The organism is Variovorax ginsengisoli (assembly GCF_030486595.1).
Lineage (GTDB): Bacteria > Pseudomonadota > Gammaproteobacteria > Burkholderiales > Burkholderiaceae_C > Variovorax > Variovorax ginsengisoli_B.
Genome location: NZ_JAUJZH010000021.1, coordinates 11,266 through 35,548 on the forward strand (window position 1 = coordinate 11,266; position 24,283 = coordinate 35,548).

Here is a 24,283-nt window from a genome sequence, read left to right on the forward strand (position 1 = left end):
GCCCGCGCACCACGACCTTGGAGCGGCTTCGGCCCCGGCGCGGTGTGGTACGGAGCAGTTGTGCGCCTGCTGTCAGGTGAGCCAGAAACAGAAGGGCAAAAAAAAGCGAGCACCGGATAAATCCAGATGCTCGCTGCAGGTGACCAAGTCACCGATCAGGACAGAAGAGGAAATCGAGAGCGGAGAAAAACCGCGCTTGACACCAAAACTGATCACCAACCGTTGCCTCGGTACCGAGGAAGATGCCTTAAGGCGGTCTCTCAGTACCAGATAGCGGTGCGGGATAGTGAAGAAGTCTCTACCACAACGCGCCACCACCAGAGTGTGAAAAACACCAAAGGGCTTAACTTGTCGCAATTATGGTAGAGACTTCGACCAGGTGTCAACGCGACTCTCGTCTCACGGCGACTTTTTCCGTCCAGATCGGCTCTCAACGAGTCATCTGTGGCGTCATCCACTGCGACTTAGGTCAGACTTAGGCCAGACTTCTACCAATTAGTAGAAAAGTTAACCTGAGCTGATTTCCACGATGACCTCCTCGTGCGGGGGGCTCGGTGCAAGTCGATAGATGGATGCGGGCCTCGGGCCCGGCACTCTCGAAGATGGCCTTCAGGGCCACCGGCGCTCGCTCGTTTGCGTGCGATCAGTGCAAGAGAACGGTGTTCTGTTTGAAGATGAGCCCGAGCTGGATGTTCGGTCCTCGCTCCGCCACCTCGAAATGGACGGCGTGCACGAGTCATCCTCTTGTCTTGGCATCTTGGGGATGAGCGACCTCCAGCTCGCATCAGCCGGCTATACGGTCTACTTCAACCTGAATCCGGCCGCCAAGAAGCGCCAGATGATCCGCCATGCCTCCATGCACGGTGAAATCGTCGCCGCAGCGGAGCAAAGCCGCGAGCGAGACTTCTATTCAGCAGCTGCTCTCTTCAGGAGCAAGGCGTCGCGAAGCAAGTCGAACGTCAAGTCCCTTCAGGTGTGCTGGGTCGACCTCGATTGCTACAAGAATGGCATCGTGCCCACGGACGACTTCGTCGAGAGGCTGGTTGACCGGGCTGTTTTTGCAGGCATCCCGCGACCGACGCACATCGTTCATTCCGGGCGTGGGCTCTACATCAAGTGGCTCCTCGACGCCCCCGTGCCCGACAGCCACCTGGAGATGTGGGAACTGGTGCAGCTCCGGTTGAACCAGCTCTATGAAGATGTCGGCGCCGACATCGCCGCGAGGGACTCTGCCCGCGTTCTGCGCGTCGTGAACACGGTCAACAGCAAGGTAGGAGGCCAGGACGGCAGTGACCGATCCGGCCTCGTGCGGGTGACGTGGGAGGGTGGCCAGCGCTACTCGTTCGAAAGCTTGCTCAGGGCTGCCAGCCTCCTCGACAACCAGATCGCAACGGACATCAAGAAGGCGGGAGCGAAGGTCGCTCACCAGGTCGGAGCCGGCATTGCTCTCGTCGACTTCACTCTTCCCGAGTCGGCCCGCGGCAGTATCGTGCTCCTTCGGGACTACGGGGTGATGCGACAGCCCAGTTTCGACCTCGAGCAGATGAGCAAAGCAGAGGGGAAGCGCGGGCTATCCGCCAGGACGCTGGCCTGGTACCGATGGCTCGACATTCGGGATCTGCTGCAAAGCCGGGTCGAGTCCGGGGGGGGAACTGGAATTCCGGAAGGATGTCGAGACCTGACCCTCATGTGGATGGTGAACTTCCTCGCTCAGGCAGGCGTCGTCAACTCGCGCAACGTTCATCAGGAGATCGATTCGCTTCTGCGGGCGTTTGATGGAGTCGGGTATCCGGGTCCACACGGGTTCGAGCACCCAATGAAGTCTGGCGCGCTGAACACGCTCCTTCATCGAATCAAGGCGAGCGAGGCCGGCCAGCGCTACCAGTATGGTGGGGGCCTGTGGGATCCGAAGTACACCCCATCGAACGACTACCTCATCAACTTGTTCCGCGTCACGAACGAAGAGATGAGAGGTTTGCGCACCCTCATCGATCAGGACGAGAAGCTGGCCCGGTCCGACCGAAAAGTCGAGGGCCGCGCCGAGCGTCGCGATGCGCGCAAGTCCTGGAATGCCGAGGCGCTCCGTATGCGCGACGAGCAGGCCGCGGCACGCCAGGCCGGTGACAAGGATGCGGTTCCCGAGCAGAAGGTCTGCGCAACGATCGCGCAGGCGCTGGGTCTCGTCCCCCGCACCGTTCGGGAGTTCTTGCGCAGGCACGACGGCGCGGCGGCCCTCAAGGAAGCTCGAAAGGCGGGGAAAGCGCCACCGCGAGCCTATCGGAAGCCAGCAGACCTCAGCCCAGAGCAGCTCGAGGAGCGGAACCGGCTCAATGCGAAGCGCAAGCACGCGCGTCTGGTGGCGGGAATCCGCAAGAACGGATACGAGGGCGACGGCAGCCCGGAGGATGTCCAGGCCTGGTTCGATTCGAAGAAGGCTGCCTTCCAAGCCGAGATGGCGCGGAACGCCGCAGCCGCCGCGGAGGAATCTCGCGCGAAGCAAGAGGAGGGCGTGCGCAACATGAATGCGCAGTTGGAGCGCCTGATGCGCCACGTGAGGGAAGGCGCCGGCGTGCCCGATGTTCTCGATCAGATCGCCGACGGCACCATTCAGGAGTCTCCCGCCCCGTCGCCATTGCAGGTCGCACCCGCCAGGCCGGTGCCCTCCGATCGAGGCCTCGACGGCGACGACAACAACGACCTGCCCGTATCGCCTGAGGTCGAGTCCATGACGAAAACAATATTTCGCGAAATAGGTCGCCTGCGGGAAAATCCACCAATCAAGGATTCTCCGTCGATCATGAACCCGCTACCCGTTTCGCCATCGAGCCCAGTCGAACCGACCGCTGTTGCCAGTGCGGCAAAGAAGACGTCCAAGCGGGCACTGCTGGATAAGGCCCGCAAAGCCCAGTCCAAGGATGCGTTGCCGGCAAGTGCAAACGATCCGGTGATCGACGGTTCTGCTTCGCCGCCTGTTGAAGCCGGGCCTGCGGGCCCAGCGACCATCGCGACGAGCGTGATTCCCCCGGATCTGCTCGAGTCGTGGGGTGGCGGCTCCGCGGACGACCCCGAGCGGGCTGGGATGCCGGATCTCGACGATGGCTACCTGGATTCGTTCGCTGACGGCGACGCGCCAGTGGTAGGACATCCGCCGGCAAGTCCCGCACCGGTCACTGCTCCAGCCGTCGCCTCCTCGAAAACGCCACCGGTGCTGGCGTTCGCCCGGGGCACCAAACCGGGATCTCCTGCCGCGGCGCCAGCCCGAGGGTTCGGCTTCAACCGGGCCGCAACGCCTCCGGCACCAGGCGCGCCAGCTCGACCAGCGGCGGCGCCCGCAGGGTTCTCGGTGCGCAAGCCGGCTGTGCTCCCTTCGAAGCCCTTGGGGTTTGGTGCGCCGGCTCGCCTCTCCACGGACCAGGCGAAGGTCAATGGCCAGTCCCACGATTTCGCCAAGCTCTTCGACGAGCCGCAGTACGGCGACGACGGCATGCCAACCACCTACCCGGCACCGAAGGTGTGGCCCAGCAACGATCTGCCCGCTGGCAGCCGCTACACGCCGGAGGAATGGGCCAACGCGCGTGAGCCCGACGCAGAGCTCCCAACGGGACACGTCGTCGTCGAGGTGCAGGTGGGGAACCCCGTCCGGTCGGCGCTGCTCAGGGTGCCGCGCAAGGCCGCGCCCGAGTCGAGCGCAAAGCCTGTCGCACGCACAGTCGTCATCGACGGGAAAGTGGTCAAGCAGGAGCCGTATCGAGGGATCGACGATCCGATGGCCGACGCGATCGCCGACACGATCGTCGTCTCCCGGAAGTCGCCAATCGCCGAGGAGGTGCGAGGCGCTGTCGAGGGGGGTATCGAGATCGCGCACGGAGGGGTGAGCTCGTACTTCCGCATCATCCGCCCGCGCAGCCACTACTCGGACCCGGAAAAGTTCATCTACATCAACTCGAAGCTGCACATGAGCGGCTCACTGGGCGAGGCAGGCGCGCGGATGGCTCCAAGCGCGCCAGAAGCGCTTTCGGATGCGATCGTGGAGCAGGCCCAGCACGAGCACGAAGAGCAGCCAGAGCAGGAAGAGCTCGAGGCAGCGGAGGCACCCCGTGGCTGAGCGTGACATCGCGCAGGCGATCGACCTCGACACGCGCCAGTGGAACCCGGCTGAGCACCTGGACTCCGTCCGCATGGGCTTGCGCCAGCGGCTGGACTCGCAGCGCGCGCGCCGCGCCGCCGCGCAGCCGGCGACCACCACCAGCTCGGCGCCGCCTTCAGCGCCCGCGCAACGCCGCCCGATCGCGCAGATCACGCTCAGCTACGCGGAGCTGCTCAGGATCGTGGAGCAAGCCGCGCCCGATCAGCGCAGCGTGACGCTGACCCAGACCGCCGACAACGTCTATGTGAAGCCCGTCCTGCAGGGCAGTGCGAGCGTCACCGGCCGCGCAGTGGGAGAGCTGATCGAGAGGGAACTCGCCGTACGCGATCGCCTTGAGGCGAACGTAGCGCGGCGGTATCTCGCCATGCAAGGCGTCGATCACCTGGTCGACGAGCAGCCAGAGGACGCCAGCGAGCCGGCCGAGCGCATGGGCATGTAGCTGGGAGGGCAGCCCGTGAAGGCCGGCCCGGCCCGGTGCTGCTTCGTGCAGATAGTCCGTGGTTGCCTTGCGCGATTCGCTTCGCGCCTGCTATTTTGAATGCATGACCTCCAACTCTCCTCCTGGCAACCCATACCCGTTCGAGAGATCCGGTGGCCCGTCGAAGCTGCGTGGCCGGATGCCTGCGCAGCCCGCCGCTTCGACAACCGGCGCCCGCTTGCGAGAGCTCCGAATCGAGAGGCGTTGGACCCAAGCGGAGCTGGCCAGGCACGCCGGCGTCTCGCAGTCCCTGGTGAACATGTTGGAGCGTGGCGAGCTTGCTCATTCGCGCGCTGCGGAGAAGCTGCTCCGCGTTATGGATGGAGCGCATCAAGCTGCCCGAGATCCAGCACATCGCATTGCCACCACCCTGTTGAACTGGACGCCTGAGCGCCAGGCGTTGCTCAAGGAGAGCCCCTCGGCATTTGCGGTGGCCATCTCGGCCATTGCGCGCGCGGCAGCTCGCCGCGCGCGCTGATCCTTCACCCTTCGAATCAAGATCAGGTTGCCCCATGGATGAGACCAACGCTCCTGCAGTTCCCCCGGCGAACTTGTCCGCCTCGAGTCGGGACCTTCTCGAAAGGGTCTACGACAGGCTCTGCAAGGCTCAGATCTTCGGTCTCGCAACCGAGGTGCGGGAAACCCTGGAGGCTCCGGCTGCAGCATCCTCGTCGGGCCTGCCGCTCAACCAGGAACCGAAGTACACGGTGGATGGCGACAGCATCGTCAACCGCGCTAGCCACCACCGCATCCCGGCCGACGAGCCGGTGTTCATCATGCGGGCCCGCGACAAGTTCGCCGCGGGCGCGATCTACAACTACGCGCTGGATTGCCCGCCGGGCCCGCACCGAGAGGCTGTGCTGAAGCGTTTCGACGAGTTCTCCGCCTTCGCGAAGCAACACCCTGAGCGCATGGGCGAGCCGGATACGGCGGTGGCGCCATGAGAGGCTGGAAGCTCAAGCGCACCGCGCAGTGTGCCAAGTGCCCGTGGCGCAAGGACGTCGATCCGCATGACATCCCTAACGGGTACTGCGAAACGAAGCACCGCGCGCTGGTCGACACCATTGCCGTCGAAGGGGACCTCTCGAACCTCTTCGGCCCGCTACGGATGATGGCCTGCCACGAGCTGGAGGACGCCCATTGCGTGGGCTGGCTGGCGAATCAGGCCGGACCCGGCAACAACATCGGTCTGCGCATTCGGCTTCATTCCTGCGAGAACGCTGATCGCATCCGCCTGGTCGGTGAGCAACACGAGACCTTCGAAGCGACGTTGCCCTGAGGGCCGCTTCACAACGCATGGACACCACCCAGAATGAATGCCACGAAACCCCCATTCACGCAGGTCGAGCCGTCGGCTCTCGATGCATCGGTCGCTGAGCTCGAGGCCTTCGACGCGCGCGAGACCAGCGAGCCGCTCTCTCAATCCGAAGGCGAATCGCTGTCGCTGGTGCTCCACGAGCTCAAGCGCCTCCGGGCGCAGGCCGCACCGGTGACCACTCCCGATCCCGTCGTTGTCTCCGAGCAGGATCTCGAGACGCTCGACTACGTGGAAGAGCTGGTCCGCAGCAGCGGCTTCGCAGACAAGGCGGACCGGCTGGCCCGCATGCACGAGGTTCTGAACCGAGTTGCCCAGGGTCGCGAGGCCTCGCACTACCGGGAGTCCTACGAGCGCGCCGTCCAGCGCCTGGTGCTCATGCGCCAGCTCATCCCAGCCGAAGGCCTCCGGGGCGTCGAGGTCGAGTGGCGCACACGCAAGCGCGAGCCCCTGGCGGACGCGGCAGAGCTGAACCTTCCGGACGTGGTGCGCGGCGAGTTGCGCCAAATGGCTGAGCACTGCGGCGCGGTGAGCTATCAGTCATGTCGGCGGCCGGCGTCGCGCCGACGCTCGGCATCGATCTGGGCATTGCAAATTTCGCCGGCCTTTCAGATGGCAGACTCATCGAGCCGCTTGCAGCACTGAAGGGGCAGCGTCGAGTTCGAGGACGATCGCCCGCCGCTTGCGAATGGGAAGTCGCGGCCGGCGCGGACCTCTCGCGGCGCCTGGGTTGGCGTCAGCATGCTTGCCCGGGCCCCGGCCCCGAAGCCGGCCCCCGAAGCTGAAGCCGACCTCCTGACCATCGACCCAGACGACGTTTGGGACAGGATCCCGGGCCTGAGCGCCTTGGGTGGGTCCGACGGAGAGGAGCGTCTGGGTTGGCTGCTCCCGGTGGAGCTGGAGGAGCTCGAGGGTTCGAGTCCGCGGATGGTGTGATGGTCAGGCTGGAGGAGCGAATGCGGACGCGTTTGCCACCCGGCCCCTGAGGATCTTCGCCCAGAGGTGCCTCCGCAACTCGAGTGGCACTTCAGCCCACTCGACCAGGTCAATGCCGGCCGCGGAGTAATCGCCGCGCGCGACCATGGCGGCATAGTTCTCGTGGAACGAAACTAGGTGCACCTGCTCGCATTCCACGATGGTCCGAATGAACTCGGCGGCATCGTTCTCCGGGCTGGTATCAAAGGCTGCGATCGCCGAAGAGGGCGTCACCTGGCGCCTGGTGCACTTCAAGCGCATCCAGACAACGCTCACGAAGCTGATCGAACGGCACCTCGGTGCCGGTGCGGACGCGCGCCATGGACGCTGTGGTGTCGGGCCGGTGCGCCAGTCACATCATTTCCTCGTAGATCGAGCGCCGACGCGCATCGAGTTCGGGGGCAAGGGAAGGTGCGAAGCTTTCACTCATCCTGCGTTCTGAGCCTGTGGAGTGGCGACATGGATCGACGGAGTCTGTCACGAAGCGGAGGATTCGTGCTTCAGCCCGACGGCATCCGGCATCGCCACTGACGGGCCAGCTGCATCGGTCCGGCGAACGCGCGCGCGGTTTTCAGGCCTCATCTACTTGTGGCTTCGCGAGCGCGCGTGCAGAATCCGCTCCCAGCAATGGCAATTGCGGCCGCAAGGCCTGTCGACGAAGGGCGCGAGCGCTGAGATGCAGAACTGCACCGGCGACTCGCCCGCCCGCTGAACCCATCCTTCGATGACCGGCCCGAGTAGCGCTCAGCTTCCTCAATCGGCCGGTGCTCTACGAATGGAGCAAATTGACTCCGGCTTGATCGAATGGTCCGGCTGCCGGTGCTGTCCTGTGGGATCGATTCGAAGGCGCCAACACGTAGATGGCGAACCCTATTTGGATCAATCCCAATCCAGCAATTGAAAACAAGCGCAGGACGAGGCGGGTCTCGGGCGCCCAGTCCAGTATGTTGAGTGGAGTGAAGTACGCTGCCTCGTTGAGCAATCCCGGCGCCGACAGTAGCGAGCTTAGAAGGAAGTGGATCCAGGCGACAGAATGATTCGGTGGGGCATCGATCAGCCTGGAGAGCCAGTCGTAGCCGCTAGCCCACAAGGCGAAGGCGCTGGCAAACACGAAGAAGTATCCCAGGACGCCGACATTGGCGGAGCGTGCCACTGCAGCTAAGCCGATTGCGTACAGAGCGAAGGCGGTCGCCGCAAAGATTGCAGAAGGATTAGACGGGCGTACTGCCGCTGCGCACATGACGCAGAAGATGACCATGAGGAGTGCGAGCGAACCAGAGCTTCCGCTGACTAGGCTAGTGACGATGGAACCGTTGAATCCAAGCAGTTGGGCGAGCCACAGGGATAGCAGCAGCCAAACGCAGATGCCGGCAATGGCCACGATAAACATCAAGCTTGACCAGTACCGCCAATGGTTTCCCTTTGTTGCTCGATAGAAAATGGGCCCAACAGCGCCGGTCGCAGTTAGGAGGGAGACTAGAAGGAACGCTCCGATCGACAAACGGAGAAGCCCTCGCCACTGAGTAACAACAGGAATGGCCGAGGGAGGGTTTATGAGCAGGATGCCGAGATAGCCCACGGCCAGACTGTTCGCTGCGAGCATCACATACGCAGCAACGAGCCATGCCCAGCAATTCAGAGGCATCTTTGCCAATGTCATGCCTGGCGCGCGAGTGTTGAGGATCGAAACGATCAGCCGGATTGCGAAGTGAATGGAGAAGGCCGCCATGCAGAGGACAGCAATGGACAGGGCGACCAAGATCGAACGGTAGCTGTCAAAGAATAGCTCCGCCGTTGTCGCGGATAGCAGAGCTACGCATCCGATTCCGAATACCCAGTTCGACGCATTTGCTTGGCGTTGAAATGCCAGTTCGCCAGCCCCTATCTGCCATGGGATCGCCCAAGCGGCAAACGCGAAGGACAGGATCGCCGTCCCACCATAAACGGTACCAAAGGCAAGCAGACTTGTCGTCCCGAACGGTCCGCGCAGGTGGAGCCAATCAGGAGGCTGGCGGGTCATGGAGCCGACCAAGACGACGGCGAGCGCCAGCGCTGGGACGATGATTGCCATCAAGACTAGCGTGCGTGCGGGCCATCCCTCTCCGCTCAAAGTCGGCTCCTCCCTCTCCAGATCGAGGACACCGTCGACCATCGTTGCGTGCGCGGAAGACTCGATCTTGGCCTGCCTCCGCGATAGGATGACCTCTGTGACACCGAGTGCCAGCGTGATCACGGTCCCTGCTGTCGCCAGAATAGCCGGAAGACCATAGCTCATCTCAGGCCTTTCAAGGTGTTGCCCCGGCCCATGCCCACCACACAAAGAAGACTGAGGTTGGGATCGCCGCCTTGCGTGACCAGCTGAATGATTCCCTCTTCTTGCTCGTGTTCGATCGAAGAAACTCGAAGAGCAACAAGCTCTGGAGCAGCACTATCCAGAGTAGTGCAAATGCTATGTGCGGCCCTGAAATGGCTTCGGCAGGTGAAAACGCGCCGAAGAAGGCGCATCCGGCGATCAGGTGCAGCGCATAGCCCGAATGGTGCAGTTGCCCCTGGATTTCGTTCCTTACCTTTCCGCCGAGTGCCTCGTGTGCATCCCATGCGATATGCAAGGCGATCAGCACAGCCGATCCCAAGACGAAAAACAGAAAGTTGACCACGATTCCGAGTCGCAAGGAGTCGCACGATTCGATGGCGCAATCAAGCATTGGTCTACCGCGCTCCGGTTCTGGCCGCCTACTTGAGGACTCCTATGGCCGGCAGCGACGGCCATGACATTAAATAGTACTTTTGGACGAACTTCAACAGCTGTCCCCGACCGGCTCCACTCGGTTCTGCCAACTACAGCGTCGGGATTCGAGGGGCCGCCCCTGGATGACCCGGGCCACGGGCCTTGCTTCGACCTGGCCCAATGCCGGCGGTTGGTTGTCGCTGCTTCCGCTCGACCACGTGTTGGCGACGCCAGCGTGGACAACTCTCGGCTCGACGACAGGACCAGACCTTGGCTCCGACCATCGGCCTGTCATCGTCCGGTTGCGCCTGAAGAAGCTGGCCGACTGACGCTTACCCGCCATCCTCCATATCTGTTCTCGCACCAATCGCAGTCGTTGCCTTGCGGAAACAGGCTTTGTGCCGATATCCTTCTGCGGAGAATTCCGAATTGCCTATCGACGGCACGAACATGGCCTCCACCCCGACTTTCCTGTCCCGCCTCAAGCTATCCGATCCGGATCTGGCGCTCCTTTGCGTGCCGGCGGCGTACATCGACTGTACGAGCTCGATCACCGATCTGGATGAGGCGGATCACTCGGGCAAGACCTCCCATCTTCTGAGCCTGGTGGTGACCGATCGCGTCATGGCGGTCAACAAGGACAAGTCCCCGGCGGTCTGGGGCGGAAGGGTCATCACGTCCATGGCGGAGCTGCAGGAGAAGCAGTACCCGTTCTGGAAGAACATCGGTCGCCTCCAGATCGAAGTCGCGGACGACACCGGCCGCGTCGCCTACCTGAATTCGTTCGCTCCCTGGGGTTGGCGCACTACGCAGATCGGCTCGAAGGTCCACTTCCTCGGTACCGTGAAGCGCTTCGGTGACAAGCTCTATGTCGAGCCCGGCGCCGAGCAGCCACACAGCGGTGCGATCGGCGGGATCTGGGCGCGCTACCTGGGCATGCCGGGCCGCGTCACAGGAGAAGCTGTCACCGGCGCCGTGCACGCGGTGCTGGACAAGGAAGCCGCCTACCTGAAGTCCGAGCGCCATATCGTCGCCGCCATGCAACTGGACGAGGCGGGCGTGCTCGCATGCGTCCAGTACGACCTGGATGAGCTCGCCGAGGGCCTGCCCGTCTTCTCGACCCTTCGCGAACTGCTGGTCGCCTTGCACCGGCCTGTGTCGGTTACAGCCGGCGAGCGTGCCCTCCAGCTGGCGCAGCGAATCGATGCGGCCTCGATCCGCACGGCCGCGCGCACCCAGAGCAAGCGGCAGCCCCACCGTGATGCGCCCCTCATCGTGCCGGACCAGCAGGTGCTCGACCTGGCCGCCAAGCAGGCAGAGACGCTCACGGACGACCAGCGCACTGCCATCCTGGGCATCGCCAGCGCACTGCGCTCGCCGGTGCCGATGAATGGTCTCATTCCCGGCGATGTCGGTACCGGCAAGACGCTCACCTTCCTGCTGCCCGCCATCGTGGCCCACCAGAACGGCGCCAGCGTGGTCATCATGGCGCCCACCATCATCCTTGCGAACCAGATCGCCAAGCAGATCGTGCGGCGCTTCGCCGGTGGGATCCGCGGCGTGGAGCGAGTCGAGGCTGGCAAGAAGATTCGCAACAAGGATCACATCCTGGTCGGCACCAGCGGCCTGACGAGCGCGTGTTCGAAGGCGGGCATCGTCCCCAACGTGCTGGTGATGGACGAGCAGCACAAGCTCTCGGTGCAGACGCGCGGCGCGCTGGTCGGCCCGGCCACCCATGTCATCGAGGCGACGGCCACCCCAATCCCGCGCTCCCTGGCGACCGTGTTCTTTGACGGAATGCAGGTCTTCACGCTGCGCCAAGCGCCGGTGGAGCGCTCGATCACGAGCCACATCGTCGACGTGCGCAGCCGCGGCGCCGTGACCCGTGCGATCCGCGAGACGATCGCTGCCCGCAGGCGCGTGCTGGTCATCTATCCGCGCGTGGACAGCGCCGAGGTCACGAAGAAGGCCAAGGCCTCGAAGGAGGGCGCGCAGCTCGAGCTGGGCGCGACCACGGAAGACACCACCCGCACGGCGCAGGGCGTCGTGGATGCGGCGGCGACCTTCGAGCAGGCCTTTCCCGGCAAGGTCGTGGCGCTGCACGGTCTCCTCTCCGACGACGAGAAGGACGTGGCGATCCAGCAGATCACGAGCCTGGAGAAGCCGCTCGCCGTGGCCTCGGTGGTCGTTGAGACCGGCATCGACATTCCGGACATCGGCCTGGTCGTCATCCGCGATGCGGACCGGCTCGGCCTGTCCCAGCTACACCAGCTGCGCGGCCGGCTGGTGCGCAACGGCGGCGCGGCCGACTTCTTCATGATGGTGGAATCGATCGACGCGCTGGAAGATGCGGCCCTCGAGCGCCTCATGGCCTGCAAGCTGACCACCAACGGTTTCCGCCTGGCAGAGATCGACATGAAGCATCGAGGCTTCGGCTCGTATGTGGATGACAGCCAGACAGGTTCCTCGCAGGGCGTGTTCAGGCTGACCAAAATCGCTCCGGCTGACTTTCTGGGCATCGCGACCGCGACGGCGGCGGCGGGTGAACCTGGTGCTGCAGACGTCGAGGACGCCAACGAGGCGGATGCGCTGATGCGGCGTGTGCGCAAGGAGGTCGAGAAGCTGCGCCAGGCGGTGGCCGCCGGCGAGAGCCCAGTGAGCCCGGCCGCGCGAGCCGAACCGGCCCCGCCGGCCAGGCTCTCCACCCCTCCAGGATCCTTCAAGCCCCGCCCGCCAGCTCCCGCGCCGCGGCCCGCGCATGCGGCGCCCCAACCGCGCCCAGCGCCAGCAGGACAGCCCGGGCAGCAGCTGGGATTCCGGCTGTTGCCGGCCCGCCCCGAGGTGCGCGCGCCGGCGAGCCCCACGCCTGTCGTGGGCCGGTTCCCAGCGCATGCGAGTCGCACGCCCGTTGCGCCGCCCCCGTTGCCGCCAGGCGCGATCGAGCGCATTAGGGCGGGATTCGACTTCTCCGCCGCTGAGCCGCTGCCCGCGCCCACCGCAAAGGCCGATCCGGCCGCGGTTCCTGGCTTTCCTCCACGGCGGGCGTTCCCGTCCCGGGGCTGAACCGTTCACCCACCCGCTCGGCCTGTGCCGCGCACAACTGACGTTGTCCCATGCAGAATCTCTTCTACAGCTCCTGTCCCGTCGTTCGCCGCTCCACCGAAACCTTTGCTGAGTGGACCACCATTGGTGGTGAGCGCCGCCGTTTCGAGTTCGAGCGGGAGATCCATTGGCTGCAGGAATCCGAGGCCGTCCTTCGCTTCGTCCATGGCGGAGAGGAATTGCAGCACGAGTCGACCCACAACGACTACTACGGCTACCTCACCGCGGCGCAGGGACTCGATGGCGATGCCCGGCGCGCGATCGAGACTTACCGAGTCACCGCGGATAGTTCGCTGGTGGTCGAGATCGTGTCCCGCGTCTTTCAGCGTCCGGTGGTCGAGACTGGGGAGGCCCGGAAGTACAACCTCACGAAGCCTCAGGGCCATAAGTCCCAATGGGCGGACGTTCCCGACGAGTCGCGCAAAGAGGTTGAGGTGGATGGGGAGACCATCTGGCCACGGCTGGCGCGCGTCGAGCTCGCCGAGGAGGTGGTCTGGTCCTCGAAGCTGTCGCGCGATGCAAACGAGGCTGTGTGGGGTGATTTCCGTGTCCGGTGGGCATCCGCGCTCGCCGGTGCCGAGTCCGTGGCGGAATCGACTGTTTAAGGGGCCTCGGGAGGGGTAGGTCACCCCTCGCATGCCTCGGCCGGCCCGGCGCGTAGAGTGGGTATCTGCATGGGGCGGCGTTGGTGCCATAGCAGGCGTTAACTGCATATAATGCATGCTATGGCAAGCACAACAAACCCCGGAACCACACCAGGTGCTGTCGCGGATCGCGTCTCCCAACTGGGGCAGCGGATCCGATCTGCGCGAACCCGCCGGAAGTTGCGTAGGGAGGATCTGGCGCAGCGCGCAGGTGTGTCGAGATCGACGCTCGAGGCGATTGAACGAGGTGAGCTCACCACCGGCATCGGCGCCTACGTCAGGGCTCTTTGGGCTATGGGGCTCGACCAAGAGTTGGACCTGATTGCCGACCCTGGGCTCGATCGTGATGGTCTGGCGCTCGAGTTGTCGGCGGTCACCAAGCGCGTGCGCGTGCAATCGAAGGTCGACAATGACTTCTAGGGCGCTGACCAACCAAGCTTTCGTCTGGATCTACATGCCCGGGGATAGCGAGCCCACGGTGTGCGGTCGGTTCACGAATGAGAGGACCGCGGCCGGTATGGTTGGAAAGTTCGTCTACGCGAAGTCCTATCTCGCGCTCGAGCACAAGCTCGCGATTGATCCAATCACGCTGCCGCTGAGCCCCAGGGAATACACGACCACGCAGCAACTCGGGTTCTTCGGGGTGTTCGCGGACTCGTCTCCGGACAGCTGGGGGAGGGGCGTGATCGAGCTCATGTACGGAAAGCCAGATTCGCCGGTCGGTTACCTGTTGCGCTCGCAAGATGACCGCGTAGGCAATCTTGGATTCAGCGTATCGGCCGAAAAGCCACCGGTGCAGCGTCCCCTGCCAAGCCGAGAAATCCTGTCATCGGCAGTTGGGGTGCTCGCCGGGATCGAGAGGGGACAGAAGGAAGAGCCCGCCCTCGAACACTGGGTGCGTCCTAACACGGCGATGGGCGGAGCCCGTCCGAAGTTGACGATTGCAGACGACAACTACCAATGGATCGCAAAATTCCCGTCGCGTCTCGACGACCCTGAGGTGTCCATTGCACGACTGGAGCACGCCACCCACGCATTGGCGAAGCTCTGCGGCATCGATACGGTGCATTCAGAGGTCCATTCGGTGGACGGTCATGACATCCTTCTGGTCCGGCGGTTCGACCGCACCGCGCTGAAGAATGGCGGCGTGACGACCTGGGGCCGGAACGCGTTCGTGAGCGCGCGAACAGTGCTGTACTCGTCCCCGGTGAATGACTATTCCGAGAGCGGAAGCTACGCGAACGTGGCCCGAGACATGATCCGATGGAGCACTAAGCCTGGCTCCGACAAGCCGGAACTCTTCCGTCGGATGGTCTTCAATTGCCTGGTGTCAAACAGTGACGATCACGAGCGCAATCATGGCTTCGTTGGAGATGATCTTGCCGTTGGCTACCGGCTCTCGAGCGCCTACGACATGGTTCCGCGTGTACCAACCACCCGTCGCCGCGTGCAGGCAATGCTTGTAGGGAAGACCGCCGCACCCACGCGCGAGAACATACTGAGCAACGTCGAGCCGTACGGCTTAACCCCGAAGGCGGCCGCGGAGATCTACGATCACATCCAGACGACGGTCCGCCAGAACTGGCGCAAGTGCTTCGATCAGAGCGGTCTCGATGAGAGGGCAATGGACAAGCTTGCAAGCTGCTTCCCTTCGACACTGAAGGAGGCGTTGCGGAGCGCTCCCCGGAGTGTGGTGGAGTCGGACGATTCGAAGGTGCATGACGAATATCGGCGTCCGGGCCCCAGGACCCCATCGCAATAGGCTCCACGACAGGGCCACGGCGCAACCACAAAACCGCGAGGTCGCGGGAATTCATTCATCCGTCGTGATCTGAGTCTCCCTCGATATCTTGAATCGGCACAACGACCGATTCAAGTTGAACCAACCCGCCGCACAGGACGCACAACAAGCGTCGACCACCTCCACGATCGAGGCACGCATCGCCGCGATCGCCGAGTTTCACCCCCTGGCCGCCGCGGCCATGCGAGTGATCGACGGCCTGATGGACTCGGAATCGCCCACGGTCATGGGCTGGAGCTCGGGCAAGGACTCGTCGGTGCTGGTGAGACTGGTGTTGACCGTAGCGGTCGAGCGCAGGAAGGCGGGCCTGCCGGTGCCTCCGATGCTGGTCGTTCACACCGACACCGGCGTCGAGTCTCCCGCGGTGAGGATCCTGGCGGACGGTGAGTTGGCGAAGATGGGCGAGTTCGCGCGCGCCAATGGTCTGCCGCTACAGATTCGAGTCGGGAAACCCAGCCTCTACACCTCGTGGCCTGTGCGCGTGATCGGCGGCCGTGCCCTGCCTTCATTCCCAACCGGAAAAGAAGACTGCTCGAAGCTATGTAGTCAAGCTCTCTTTTTGCATTTTGAGCAGGGTAGCCACTAGAAGATGGCGGGCACCCACTTCTTATTTGTGGATACCCAAATTTGGGTCAACGATTGTGGATAACTCGCGTCTATAGGAGCGCGTCTGGTTGCGGGACTCCCCGAAGCCGCCCCAACAGGGGGATGGCCGCACCTCAAGAGAACAGATTGTTGGCGCCGACCGGAAACTGAGCCAGTTCTGCGGGTAGCGCCGAAGTAAAAGTGAGCCAGGTGTTCAACCTACCCTGCTGTTTATTTAAGCAGTGGGGTTCGAGGAGTGATCACCATGGACGTGATTGGCAGGATGAAGTTGACCCGATTTCGCGGACACCCGATCCTTATGGATGAAGGAGTTCTGACGTCTCCCCCTTATCCGGTCAGTTCTAAACTGGAGCTGGGCGGTTTTCGGCTTGTTGATCTGACCTCTTTTTGACGAACTCACTGGGGGTCAGGTGGCCAAGTGATCCTTGTGGGCGGTGATGGTTGTAGTCATGCTGCCATGCCTTCAACTTCTCGCGCGCGTCCTGCATCGTAATGAACTCGTTGACGTTCAGGGACTCGTCGCGTAACCGACCGTTGAACGACTCGATCAGCCCGTTGTCCGTGGGCTTGCCGGGGCGCGTGTAGTCGAGCTTCACGCAACGCCGTCAGGCCCATTCGTCGAGCGCTTCGGAGTGAACTCGGTGCCGTTGTCCGCCGTGATCGCCTTGGGCCATCCACGCTGCTGCGCGGCCTCGTCCAGGGCCTTCCCGACGCATTGCCCGTGAGACAGAAGTTGGCCTCTAGAGACACGCTCTCGCGACTCCATTGATCGATCACCGTGAGCACACGGAATGCCCAGCCATCGAGCATCTGGTCGTGGACAAAGTCCATGCTCCAGTGCTGATTCGGCTCGGTCGCGGGCACCGGTCGACCGCGCTGCAGGCTGATGCGCTTGCGGCGGTTGACCTTCATGCGCAACTGCAGCCCTTCCAGCCGGTACAGGCGATAGACCCGCTTCTTGCCCACCGACCAGCCCTCGCGTTTGAGCATGACCAGGACGCGCAGATACCCGAATCGCGGTCGGTCCATGGCGATCTCCCGAATGCGCAACCGCAACGCACTTTGATCGCGCGCCTCGCTCTTCTGATACCAGACCGAGGGCCTCAGCAGCGCCAATCGACACGACCTGCGCACATTCACTTTGAAGCGCTCCTGCATCCAGGCTGCCAGCTCACGCCGTTGGTAGTCTTCAGAGCTTTTTTCGGACGACCTCCTGCAGGATCTGCTTGTCCAGTGTCAGGTCCGCCACGATGCGCTTCAGCCTGGTGTCCTCGTCCTCGAGCATCTTCAAGCGCTTGAGCTCGGTCACGCCCAAGTCACCGAACTTCTTCTTCCAGGTGTAGTACGTCGCCTCAGACACGCCAATCTGGCGGCACACATCGACCACCGGCGTACCCGACTCGGCCAGCCGCAACGACGTCAGTCCGATATGCCTACACCGAAGCCTCCGTACCCGGCGGAGTTCCGCCGACAGATGGTCGAACTGGTCCAGGCGGCCCGCACGCCGTCACAGCTCGCGCGTGAGTTCGGCTGCACTGCCCAGAGCATCTCGACTTGGGTGGCGCAAGCCGCCGCTGACAGTGGCAAGCCCGTACGCGGCAAGGATGTCTTGAGCAGCGTCGAGCGCGATGAGCTCGTGCGGCTGCGCCGAGAAAACCGGCAGCCCAAGCACGAACGACGCACGGCACGTGCGCTGCACGCCGAGATCAGGGCGGCGGGCTACGGCGGCGGGTACTCGGCCGTCACCGACTTCGTTCGGGCCTGGCGCCAGGGCGAGGGGCAGGCAGTCAACGTCACGGCGTTCGTGCCGCTGAACTTCGAGCTCGGCGAGGCATTCCAGTTCGATTGGAGCGAAGAAGGCCTGGTCGTCGGTGGCATCTACTACCGCATGCAGGTGTCGCACCTGAAGCTGTGCGCGAGCCGTGCGTTCTGGCTGGTGGCATACCCGAGCCAAGGCCACGAGATGCTGTTCGACGCCCACACGAGGTCGTTCGCAGCGTTGAGCGGTGTGGCGCTCGGTTCAGTACCAGATGACATCGGCGCGCTTCCCCGTGCACCGGGATCTGGCGGGCTTCGACTTCGATGCCTCGGTGGTCGACCAGAAGCTGATCCAACAGCTCGCAACGCTGGAGTTCACCGAGGCCGCGCACAACGCCGTGTTGGTCGGCGGACCGGGTACGGGCAAGACGCATCTGGCGACGGCTCCGGGCGTGTCGGGCATCACGCGCCGAGGCAAGCGTGTGCGGTTCTACTCGACAGTCGACCTGGTCAATGCACTGGAGCAAGAGAAGGCCCAGGGCAAGGCCGGGCGCATCGCCAGCGGCCTGCTGCGCATGGACATGGTGATCCTGGACGAGTTGGGTTACCTGCCGTTCAGCCAGGCCGGCGGCGCGCTGCTGTTCCATCTGCTCTCAAAGCTGTACGAACACACCAGCGTGGTGATCACCACCAACCTTGACTTCGCCGAATGGTCGACGGTGTTCGGAGATGCAAAGATGACGACCGCCTCACTCACCACTGCCACATCGTAGAGACCGGCAACGAAAGCCATCGCTTCCTTCACAGCAGCGCCACAGCGAAGAAGCGTATCAAGGCCAGGGAACAGGCCCGCATGGGCGGCGTCAAAGCCGATCCAACTGACGTCACCGACTGACGGCCGCCGCGCGTGGCAAGGCGCTGCGGGCTACGCCCTTCGCGCCTTGCCACGCGCATCCATCACCCGATCAGGAGGTCAACGAACAAGGTAGGACATACACTTATCCACAGCCGGCCAACACAAGGTCGGCTTCCACCCCTGGCTCGCGATTCGATCGGCGCGGTGGCTCACTTCTACTTCGGCGCGGACAGATCACCGGCTCGCCGCGGTCCACGTGGCTTTCAGTAGGCTCCTTTTCGCGAACGCCTGCTTTCTGGTGCTGCGCAACTTTCCCGCAAGGTAGAGCTCATCAAGCTCTCAGCAGCGCGCCATTAATGGGTAGGTCGCAGCTTGCGTCCAGTTCCAGAAGACAAGAGGATCTGCAACCTAGGCCCGCGCAGTATTGGCGGAATCGTGGAAAATGGCGCGGCCAGCACATGCAATTCATCTTCGACGGGCTTGGCGCAAGGGAACGACTAAACGTGGCCGAAACGATGATCCAGTCCGCTGCCGGAACGAACAAGGGAACCCTGCGCGTTCTGCAGGTGCTCTCGCTCTTCAGCCAGCAACCGGTTTGGGGCGTCACGCAGATCAGTAAGAAGCTTGAATGCTCCAAAAACACGGCCTTCCAGGCGCTGGACACTCTGCTGAAGGAAGGTCTGCTCGTCAGGGACACAACAGGCAGCCGCTACCAGCTGAGCCACAAGGTTCTCTCCTATGCCCGTGGGATGGAAGCCGTGGACATTCGCTCGCTCTCCAGCCCCTATGTCCATGCCATCCAGCGGCTCACCGGCGAGAGCGTGTTCCTGAGTATTCTGGTCGGGCGACGCAACGTCTGCATCGAAAGCGTTCAGGGCAAGGGCGTTACCGTCGGCTATTCACCGTTGAGCCAGCCCCTGCCTTTGCATGCAGGCGCCGGCTCGCGCCTGTTGCTTGCCTACCTTGATGATTCGGAGATCGAGCAGTACATCAGGCTCGAATCTCCGTTGCGTAAATTCACACCCACGACCATCAGCGATCCCAAGGCGCTGTGGGCGGAGATCGCGTTGATTCGTTCGCGCGGCTACGCTTGCGGCTACGAGGATTTTTCGACAGGCGCCACCTATCTGTCGTTTCCGGTTTTCGGACCGATGAATCGCCCGCTGGCAGCCATTACCGTAGGCGGACCAATTTTCAGATTCACGCAGGCTGTTGCGGATTCATATATTCCTGAGATCCGGAACATTCTCGCGGACCTCAATCAGCACAGCCGAATGATGCCCGCGGTGCCTCTCATCCGGCTCTGAGGGACAAGTCGGGGCCCAGCTCAATCCGCGTGTGCTCGACGTGCGCATAGTGCGACTGCAGCAGCTCACTATCCCCCTCGAGGCGCCGCTGAAGCTCCAAAAAGACGGCTTGCAATGGTGGGGTAAGGAAGGTGCTCTGTTCAGCAGTCACGCCCTCGAGAACCACACACGCGAGAGGCTTTGAGGCGCTGTCCAACAGCGCCACGCCGAGGTCATGGCCCCCCTGCTCGAGCGTACTTTCTTCCCACGCATGACCTCGAGATCGAATCTCCTCGAGCCTCGCTTCGATACTTTCGCGGCTTGAATCCGACGGCATCAAGCTGCTCTCCAGAAGATCGCAGTGGGCGAGCATCGCGAGTCCGGCCGCCCCCTCCGAGAGAAGACGCGCCTCACCGAGCGCATTCACGTTGATGACCGAATTGGTCCCGGCGATGAACGCAACGCGAACCGCATACCTCCCCAATCGCACGAACAGCGACGTGCTCACGCCGGACACAGTCACGAGTTGCTGCAGATAAGGCAACGCCGCATCGCGGATTGGGAACTGCGACATGAAGGCGTAGGCCAGTACTTGAGCAGCGTTGCCAAGTTCGAAGCGTGCGGCACCGTTCACTCGTCGTGCGAACCCCGCAGCCTCGAGCGTCGCGATGGCTCGACTGGCGCTGGTCAGTGGCAACCTGGCGGTGTGCGCGAGTTCGCTAGCGCTCTTGGGTTCGGCGGCCGCAGCCAGCGCGTGCAACACGCTGAAAACCCCCTCGGCAGATTTGACGCTCACTTTGACTTTCCCGGATCACTTAAAGCAAATCCCACATTGTGAGCACCGTACCCAATCATATCTCAACAGGCGGACACTCGGCAACCGGGAAGACGCGATTCAATTTGCTGAAAGTGTCTCATAAAATAGAGTTGTCCCCAAATTAGATAACAACGTAGATTCAATCCACAGGAGCCAACATGACCCTTTCGCGCCGTTCCTTTAGCTTTTTCTCAGCGCTCACGGCGGCCCAAGCCGCCGCTCCACTGGCGTTTGCGCAGGCGCCAAAGCTCAAGATCGGCGTCCTGACCGACATGTCCGGGGCCTTGTCGTCCGTATTGGGCAAGGGCTCGGTCGATGGCGCGCGAATGGCAATCGAGGATTTCGGATCGACCGTTGCCGGTATGCCGGTTGAACTCGTCTTCGCTGACCACCAAAACAAGCCTGACGTTGGCGCCGCCATTGCGCGGCGCTGGTTCGACGAGGAGCAAGTCGACATGCTGTTGGACCTTGGCAATTCCGCGGTTGCGATCGCCTGTCAGACGATCGCGAAGGACAAGAACAAGATCATCATCGTCACGGGCGCGTCGAGCTCAGACATCACGAACAAGTTCTGCAACAGCCACTCGTTCCACTGGGGATACGACACCTACATGCAGAGCGCCGCCCTGGCGGGCAATATGACGAAGGGCGGTGACAACAGCTGGTTCTTCCTCAGCGCGGACTATGCGTATGGCCAAGCGCTCGAGGCCGATGCTCGAAAGAAGGTCCTCGAAGCTGGAGGCAAGGTGCTGGGTGGCGTGAAGCACCCCGCCAACACGATGGACATGTCCTCGTTCCTTCTCCAGGCGCAAAGCTCTGGCGCCAAGGTGATTGGCCTCGCAACGACGGGCGAGGACATGGAGCGCATCGTCAAACAGGGCCAGGAGTTCGGAATCTGGCGCAAGCAGAAGGCCGCCTCTTTTGGCATGCAGCTCTACTACATCCCGGGCATTGGCCCCGCCAACATGCAAGGGATGGTCCATAACAGCATCTACTACTGGGACCGGGACGACAAGACGCGCGACCTGGCCCAGCGCTTCTTGAAGCGAAACGGAAAGCCGCCCGCCGAGACGCATGCCGTCAACTACAGTGCGGTGACCCAATATCTCAAGGCGGTCAAGGCCGCCGGCACGAAGGAGACCGGTGCGGTCCTAAAAGCGCTGCATTCGATGCCCGTCGAGGACTTGGTAACACGCAATGGCAAGGTCCGCGCCGACGGGCGGCTGATCCGTCCCACGCATCTTGTTGAAGTGAAGAGTCCCGGTGAGATCAAAGGCCAGTGGGACTTGCTCAAGGTCGTTGCCGAGATTCCGGGTGACCAGGCGTTCCGTCCCCCCGGCGAAAGCGTCTGCACGCTGCTCAAGACTTGAAGCGCGCAAAACACATCCATGGGCAACGCACCACAGACGGCCAACGAGGATTTCATCCTCCGTGCTAGCAAACTTACTAAGACTTTTCGTGGCTTCACGGCCGTCAACGAGGTCGACATCAATGTGCGGCGCGGACACATCCATGCCGTCATCGGCCCGAATGGCGCAGGAAAGACAACCTGCTTCAACCTGTTGACCAAATTCCTCCAGCCCACAGGTGGCACGATCCACTTCGATGGCATTGACATCACACGTCGGGCGCCGGCGGACATTGCGCGCCTGGGGCTCGTGCGGTCATTCCAGATCTCGGCCGTCTTCCCGCAGCTGACAGCCCTGAAGAATGTGCGCGTGGCACTGCAACGCCGTACACGGGGCGATTCCTTCGACTTCTGGCGTGCCGAGCGATGCCTGTCGGCACTGGAGGATGAAGCCATGAGCCTGCTTGAAGCCTTCGGGCTCAGCGCATTCTCGGGCGTTCCGGCGGCTGAGCTGGCCTACGGCCGCAAACGTGCGCTCGAGTTGGCGACCACGATAGCTGTCAACCCGAGGATGCTGCTGCTCGACGAGCCGATGGCTGGCCTGGGGCGCGAGGACATCGAGAGGGTGGCGGAGATCATCCGGCGCATCGCGCGCGGGCGAACGGTTCTGATGGTGGAACACAACCTGTCCGTCGTCTCGCGCTTGTCGGATCACATCACGGTTCTCGCCCGGGGCGAGGTGCTCGCGCACGGCGACTACGCCACGGTGTCGAACGACGAACGCGTGATTGAAGCCTACCTGGGGTCCGCTGCCCATGTCTGACAACAACGTGCTAAAGATCGAGAAGCTCCACGCCTGGTACGGCGAATCCCATGTGCTGCAGGGCATCGGCATTCGCGTCGGGCAAGGCGAGCTGGTGACCTTGCTGGGTCGAAATGGTGCCGGCAAAACGACGACGATGAAATGCATCATGGGCCTGGTCGCACATCGCACAGGCTCGATCGTCATTGATGGCGTCGAGACGATCGCATTGCCTTCGCGCAAGATCGCCCGCATCGGTCTTGGCTATGTGCCCGAAGAACGCGGCATCTATTCGAGCATGAACGTGCGAGAGAACCTCCTGCTGCCGCCAGTGATCGCCGAAGGCGGCATGAAGCTCGAAGAGATCTTCGAGCTGTTTCCGAACTTAAGGGCACGCCTGGACAGCCAGGGAACCAAGCTCTCAGGCGGCGAGCAGCAAATGTTGGCAATCGCCCGCGTCCTTCGTACAGGCGCCAAGATCCTCCTCCTCGACGAACCAACCGAAGGGCTTGCTCCGGTGATCATCGAGCAGATCCATGGCTTGATTCAACGCCTGAAGGCGCGAGGGTTCACGATCATTCTGGTCGAGCAGAACTTTCGCTTTGCCACGACGCTGGCCGACCGTCACTACATCGTTGAGCAGGGCGCCATCGTCGACGAGTTTGACAACGCCGAGCTCCTGCGCGACGAGCAACGAGTGCTTCGCTATCTTGGGGTCTGAAGTGAACAACATATTCGAAATGCCACCTCAGGCGATCATGGCGCAGCTGTTGCTTGGGCTCATGAACGGCTCCTTCTACGCGATCCTGAGCCTCGGGTTGGCGGTCATTTACGGAATGTTGAATATCGCAAACTTCACCCACGGCGCCCAGTACATGATGGGTGCGTTCATCTCCTGGTTCGGCCTGACCTACCTGGGCGTGGGCTACTGGGGCGCTCTGTTGCTCTCGCCTCTGCTGGGGGGACTCTTCGGCGCGCTGGTCGAAAGGCTCATGCTCTCCAGGATCGCTCATCTCGATCACCTGTACGGGCTGTTGCTCACATTCTCAATCGCACTGATCCTGCAGGGCCTCTTTCGCATCAAATTCGGCTCGTCGAGCGTCAACTATCCCGTGCCGGAGGAATTGCGTGGCGGCGTGGATTTCGGCTTCCTGATCCTGCCGCGTTACCGCGTCTGGGTCATCGTTGCCTCTGCCAGCGTTTGCGCTGCGACCTGGTACATCATCGAGAAGACACGGCTGGGCAGCTACCTCCGGGCGGCGACCGAGAACCCGGCGCTCACGCAAGCCTTCGGCATCAACGTACCCGTGTTCGTGACGGCGACCTACGCAGTTGGGGTCGCGCTCGCGGCCTTCGCTGGCGTGTTGGCGGCGCCGATCTATTCCGCGAGTCCGAACATGGGCGCTGATCTCATCATCGTTGTCTTCGCGGTGGTCGTGATCGGAGGCATGGGATCGATCGCTGGCGCGGTCGTCAGTGGCTTCGGTCTGGGATTGATCGAAGGGCTCACCAAGATTGTCTACCCGCCCGCCTCGGAGATCGTGATCTTCCTGGTGATGGGAATGGTCTTGTTCATGCGCCCTGCGGGTCTGTTCGGCCGCAAGTCCTGAGCACCTAGGA

At 62.8% G+C, this 24,283-nt stretch carries 21 protein-coding genes and 4 pseudogenes; 21 read left to right on the top strand and 4 right to left on the bottom strand.

The window, feature by feature from the left end:
* The first annotated feature begins 763 nt into the window (after window positions 1-763).
* From QZH52_RS25175 to QZH52_RS25205, 7 genes are all read left to right on the top strand, one after another.
* Window positions 764-4,105, top strand: a complete 3,342-nt coding sequence (locus QZH52_RS25175; protein ID WP_301813347.1) for a hypothetical protein — start codon at window positions 764-766, stop codon at window positions 4,103-4,105.
* Window positions 4,098-4,586 carry a hypothetical protein gene (locus QZH52_RS25180; RefSeq protein WP_301813348.1) on the top strand — a complete coding sequence of 163 codons (489 nt, stop codon included), beginning with the start codon at window positions 4,098-4,100 and terminating at the stop codon, window positions 4,584-4,586. The genes QZH52_RS25175 and QZH52_RS25180 overlap by 8 nt, the downstream gene beginning before the upstream one ends.
* A gap of 178 nt (window positions 4,587-4,764) precedes the next feature.
* Window positions 4,765-5,103, top strand: coding sequence for a helix-turn-helix domain-containing protein (locus tag QZH52_RS25185; RefSeq protein ID WP_301813515.1), 339 nt, complete (start codon window positions 4,765-4,767; stop codon window positions 5,101-5,103).
* 34 nt (window positions 5,104-5,137) lie between these two features.
* Window positions 5,138-5,569 carry a hypothetical protein gene (locus QZH52_RS25190; RefSeq protein WP_301813349.1) on the top strand — a complete coding sequence of 144 codons (432 nt, stop codon included), beginning with the start codon at window positions 5,138-5,140 and terminating at the stop codon, window positions 5,567-5,569.
* Window positions 5,566-5,904 (top strand): DUF6283 family protein, encoded by a 339-nt coding sequence (locus tag QZH52_RS25195; RefSeq protein ID WP_301813350.1) that lies wholly within the window; start codon window positions 5,566-5,568, stop codon window positions 5,902-5,904. Before QZH52_RS25190 ends, QZH52_RS25195 begins: the two co-directional genes overlap by 4 nt.
* 33 nt (window positions 5,905-5,937) lie before the next feature.
* Entirely contained in the window at window positions 5,938-6,585 is a 648-nt protein-coding gene (locus QZH52_RS25200; RefSeq protein WP_301813352.1) for a hypothetical protein, read from the top strand.
* 499 nt (window positions 6,586-7,084) lie between these two features.
* A complete protein-coding gene (locus QZH52_RS25205) occupies window positions 7,085-7,357 on the top strand; it encodes a hypothetical protein (protein ID WP_301813353.1) in 273 nt (90 codons plus the stop codon).
* A 327-nt stretch (window positions 7,358-7,684) separates the two neighbouring features.
* Here the strand turns inward: QZH52_RS25205 and QZH52_RS25210 are convergent, their stop codons facing one another.
* Complete coding sequence (locus tag QZH52_RS25210; protein WP_301813354.1) at window positions 7,685-9,190, bottom strand: hypothetical protein; 1,506 nt, start codon at window positions 9,188-9,190, stop codon at window positions 7,685-7,687.
* A gap of 10 nt (window positions 9,191-9,200) precedes the next feature.
* Entirely contained in the window at window positions 9,201-9,587 is a 387-nt protein-coding gene (locus tag QZH52_RS25215; protein ID WP_301813355.1) for a hypothetical protein, read from the bottom strand.
* 115 nt (window positions 9,588-9,702) lie between these two features.
* Between QZH52_RS25215 and QZH52_RS38690 the strand changes: the two genes are divergently transcribed.
* From QZH52_RS38690 to QZH52_RS25240, 6 genes are all read left to right on the top strand, one after another.
* Window positions 9,703-9,972, top strand: a complete 270-nt coding sequence (locus QZH52_RS38690; protein WP_366919320.1) for an endonuclease/exonuclease/phosphatase family protein — start codon at window positions 9,703-9,705, stop codon at window positions 9,970-9,972.
* A gap of 121 nt (window positions 9,973-10,093) precedes the next feature.
* Complete coding sequence (locus tag QZH52_RS25220; RefSeq protein WP_301813356.1) at window positions 10,094-12,706, top strand: DEAD/DEAH box helicase; 2,613 nt, start codon at window positions 10,094-10,096, stop codon at window positions 12,704-12,706.
* Window positions 12,707-12,756: 50 nt separating this feature from the next.
* Window positions 12,757-13,350, top strand: coding sequence for a hypothetical protein (locus QZH52_RS25225; RefSeq protein ID WP_301813358.1), 594 nt, complete (start codon window positions 12,757-12,759; stop codon window positions 13,348-13,350).
* A gap of 120 nt (window positions 13,351-13,470) precedes the next feature.
* Window positions 13,471-13,809 carry a helix-turn-helix domain-containing protein gene (locus tag QZH52_RS25230; RefSeq protein WP_301813359.1) on the top strand — a complete coding sequence of 113 codons (339 nt, stop codon included), beginning with the start codon at window positions 13,471-13,473 and terminating at the stop codon, window positions 13,807-13,809.
* 97 nt (window positions 13,810-13,906) lie between these two features.
* On the top strand, window positions 13,907-15,151 hold the full coding sequence (locus QZH52_RS25235; RefSeq protein ID WP_301813360.1) for a type II toxin-antitoxin system HipA family toxin: 1,245 nt from the start codon (window positions 13,907-13,909) through the stop codon (window positions 15,149-15,151).
* A 115-nt stretch (window positions 15,152-15,266) separates the two neighbouring features.
* A complete protein-coding gene (locus QZH52_RS25240) occupies window positions 15,267-15,776 on the top strand; it encodes a hypothetical protein (protein WP_301813361.1) in 510 nt (169 codons plus the stop codon).
* A 361-nt stretch (window positions 15,777-16,137) separates the two neighbouring features.
* On the opposite strand, the pseudogene QZH52_RS25245 reads toward QZH52_RS25240, so the two are convergent.
* A pseudogene (locus QZH52_RS25245) lies at window positions 16,138-17,225 on the bottom strand (IS3 family transposase).
* A 45-nt stretch (window positions 17,226-17,270) separates the two neighbouring features.
* Between QZH52_RS25245 and QZH52_RS38880 the strand changes: the two are divergent.
* From QZH52_RS38880 to QZH52_RS25260, 4 genes and pseudogenes are all read left to right on the top strand, one after another.
* Window positions 17,271-17,396: pseudogene (locus QZH52_RS38880) on the top strand (transposase); the annotation flags it as partial.
* A gap of 57 nt (window positions 17,397-17,453) precedes the next feature.
* A pseudogene (locus QZH52_RS25250) lies at window positions 17,454-17,834 on the top strand (IS21 family transposase); the annotation flags it as partial.
* A pseudogene (gene istB, locus QZH52_RS25255) lies at window positions 17,809-18,449 on the top strand (IS21-like element helper ATPase IstB); the annotation flags it as partial. The pseudogenes QZH52_RS25250 and istB, both read left to right, overlap by 26 nt.
* Window positions 18,450-18,868: 419 nt before the next feature.
* The gene (locus tag QZH52_RS25260) at window positions 18,869-19,717 is read left to right on the top strand and encodes an IclR family transcriptional regulator (RefSeq protein WP_301813362.1); all 849 of its coding nucleotides are present in this window, start codon (window positions 18,869-18,871) and stop codon (window positions 19,715-19,717) included.
* On the opposite strand, the gene QZH52_RS25265 is transcribed toward QZH52_RS25260, so the two are convergent.
* Complete coding sequence (locus QZH52_RS25265; RefSeq protein WP_301813364.1) at window positions 19,704-20,492, bottom strand: IclR family transcriptional regulator; 789 nt, start codon at window positions 20,490-20,492, stop codon at window positions 19,704-19,706. The genes QZH52_RS25260 and QZH52_RS25265 overlap by 14 nt on opposite strands.
* A gap of 179 nt (window positions 20,493-20,671) precedes the next feature.
* Between QZH52_RS25265 and QZH52_RS25270 the strand changes: the two genes are divergently transcribed.
* Genes QZH52_RS25270 through QZH52_RS25285 form a run of 4 tightly spaced genes read left to right on the top strand, consistent with a single transcriptional unit; the run spans window position 20,672 to window position 24,273 of the window.
* Window positions 20,672-21,883, top strand: coding sequence for an ABC transporter substrate-binding protein (locus QZH52_RS25270; RefSeq protein ID WP_301813365.1), 1,212 nt, complete (start codon window positions 20,672-20,674; stop codon window positions 21,881-21,883).
* A gap of 18 nt (window positions 21,884-21,901) precedes the next feature.
* On the top strand, window positions 21,902-22,684 hold the full coding sequence (locus tag QZH52_RS25275) for an ABC transporter ATP-binding protein (protein WP_301813366.1): 783 nt from the start codon (window positions 21,902-21,904) through the stop codon (window positions 22,682-22,684).
* The gene (locus QZH52_RS25280; RefSeq protein ID WP_301813367.1) at window positions 22,677-23,384 is read left to right on the top strand and encodes an ABC transporter ATP-binding protein; all 708 of its coding nucleotides are present in this window, start codon (window positions 22,677-22,679) and stop codon (window positions 23,382-23,384) included. Before QZH52_RS25275 ends, QZH52_RS25280 begins: the two co-directional genes overlap by 8 nt.
* Before the next feature lies 1 nt (window position 23,385).
* Window positions 23,386-24,273 carry a branched-chain amino acid ABC transporter permease gene (locus QZH52_RS25285; RefSeq protein WP_301813368.1) on the top strand — a complete coding sequence of 296 codons (888 nt, stop codon included), beginning with the start codon at window positions 23,386-23,388 and terminating at the stop codon, window positions 24,271-24,273.
* The last annotated feature ends 10 nt before the right edge of the window (window positions 24,274-24,283 follow it).